General features: G+C 71.5%; 2 protein-coding genes. Both read right to left on the bottom strand.

Annotation, left to right across the window (positions count from 1 at the left end):
• On the bottom strand, nt 1-1,518 hold a 1,518-nt coding region (locus ACFZBX_RS36925), incomplete at its 3' end, for a type I polyketide synthase (protein ID WP_391538199.1).
• A gap of 44 nt (nt 1,519-1,562) precedes the next feature.
• On the bottom strand, nt 1,563-1,889 hold a 327-nt coding region (locus ACFZBX_RS36930), incomplete at its 5' end, for an acyl carrier protein (RefSeq protein ID WP_391538200.1).

The raw sequence follows: 1,889 nt of genomic DNA on the forward strand, positions 1-1,889 counted from the left end.
CGGCTCCGCCAGCACCCCCACCAACCGCGCCGCCTGCTCCCGCAACGCCGCCTCGCTGCGCCCCGACACCACCAGAGGCACCACCTCACCCCCCAGCGCCACCGGCACCGTCTCCACCTCTCCTGGCTCGGCCTCAGGAGCCTGTTCCAGGATCACGTGCGCGTTGGTGCCGCTGATCCCGAACGAGGAGACGCCCGCACGGCGCGGAGCGCCGGTCTCCGGCCACGTCCGCGTCTCCGTCAACAGCTCCACCGCACCCGCCGACCAGTCCACCTGCTGCGACGGCTCGTCCACATGCAGCGTCTTCGGCAGCACGCCGTGCCCCATCGCGAGCACCATCTTCATCACACCCGCGACACCTGCGGCGAAGAGGGTGTGGCCGATGTTGGACTTGATCGAGCCGAGCCAGAGCGGGCGGCCCTCGGGGCGGTCCTGACCGTAGGTGGCCAGCAGGGCCTGCGCCTCGATCGGGTCACCCAGCGTCGTGCCCGTCCCGTGCGCCTCCACCACGTCGACGTCGGTGGCGGACAGCCCCGCGTCGGCCAGGGCCTGGCGGATCACCCGCTGCTGCGACGGACCGTTCGGGGCGCTCAGGCCGTTCGACGCGCCGTCCTGATTCATCGCGCTGCCGCGGATCACCGCCAGCACCGGGTGCCCGTTGCGCCGCGCGTCCGACAGTCGCTCGACCACCAGGACACCGACGCCCTCACCCCACCCGGTGCCGTCGGCCGAGCCGGCGAACGCCTTGCACCGGCCGTCCACGGCCAGCCCGCCCTGACGGGAGAACTCGGTGAAGGTCATCGGCGTGCACATCACCGAGACGCCGCCGGCCAGCGCCAGGCCGCACTCCTCCTTGCGCAGTGCCTGGACGGCCAGGTGCAGGGCGACCAGCGAGGACGAGCAGGCGGTGTCCACCGTGAGGGCGGGACCCTCCAGGCCCAGGGTGAAGGCCACCCGTCCGGACAGCACGCTTCCGGTGGTGCCGGTCAGCCCGTGGCCCTGGCCGCCCCTGGCGGACATCGCCAGCAGTCCGGCGAAGTCCTGGGAGGTGCCGCCGAAGAACACGCCGGTCCGGCTGCCGTGGACGGAGTGCGGGTCGATCCCGGCGTGCTCCAGCGCCTCCCAGGAGGTTTCCAGCAGCAGCCGCTGCTGCGGGTCCATCGCCAGTGCCTCGCGCGGTGAGATGCCGAAGAAGGAAGCGTCGAACTCGGCGGCGTCGTACAGGAATCCACCTTCGAGGGGGGTGGCGTTGCCGCTCTCGCCCGCCTCGGGTCCGTAGAGTCCGTCCAGGTCCCAGCCGCGGTCGGTCGGGAAGCCCGCGACGGCGTCGGTGCCTTCGGACACCATCCGCCACATGCCGTCGGGGGTCGCGACGCCGCCGGGGTAGCGGCAGGCCATCCCGACGATGGCGATCGGTTCCCGCGACCTGTCCTCCATCTCGCGCAGTCGGTGCTGGAGATGGCGGGCGTCGGTGATGGCGCGCTTCAGGTATTCGCGCAGCTTCTCTTCTTCGGGCATGGTGCTTCAGCTCCTCGGGATGAGTGGTTGCGGTGTCCTCGGGGTCAGGAGACCCCGAAACCCTTGTCGATCAGGTCGAAGAGGTCGTCGTTCGTGGCCGAATCGAGGTCGTCCCGGCCTGTCGGCAGGTCGCCGGCGCCGTTCCATCGGGCGAGGAGGGTCTTCAGACGCTGCGTCACCAGCACGCGGTCGGCGTCGTCGGGATCGATCGAGGCCAGCGCGGCTTCCAGCCCGGTCACGCCGGCCAGGGCGGTGTCGACCGCGGACCGGGCGGACGGCATGAGTTGGGTGAGGAGGTGGGTGGTGAGGTCTTCGGGGGTGGGGTGGTCGAAGACGAGGGTGGCGGTGAGGTGGAGGCCGGTGGTGGTGTT

The organism is Kitasatospora sp. NPDC008115 (assembly GCF_042957205.1).
Lineage (GTDB): Bacteria > Actinomycetota > Actinomycetes > Streptomycetales > Streptomycetaceae > Kitasatospora.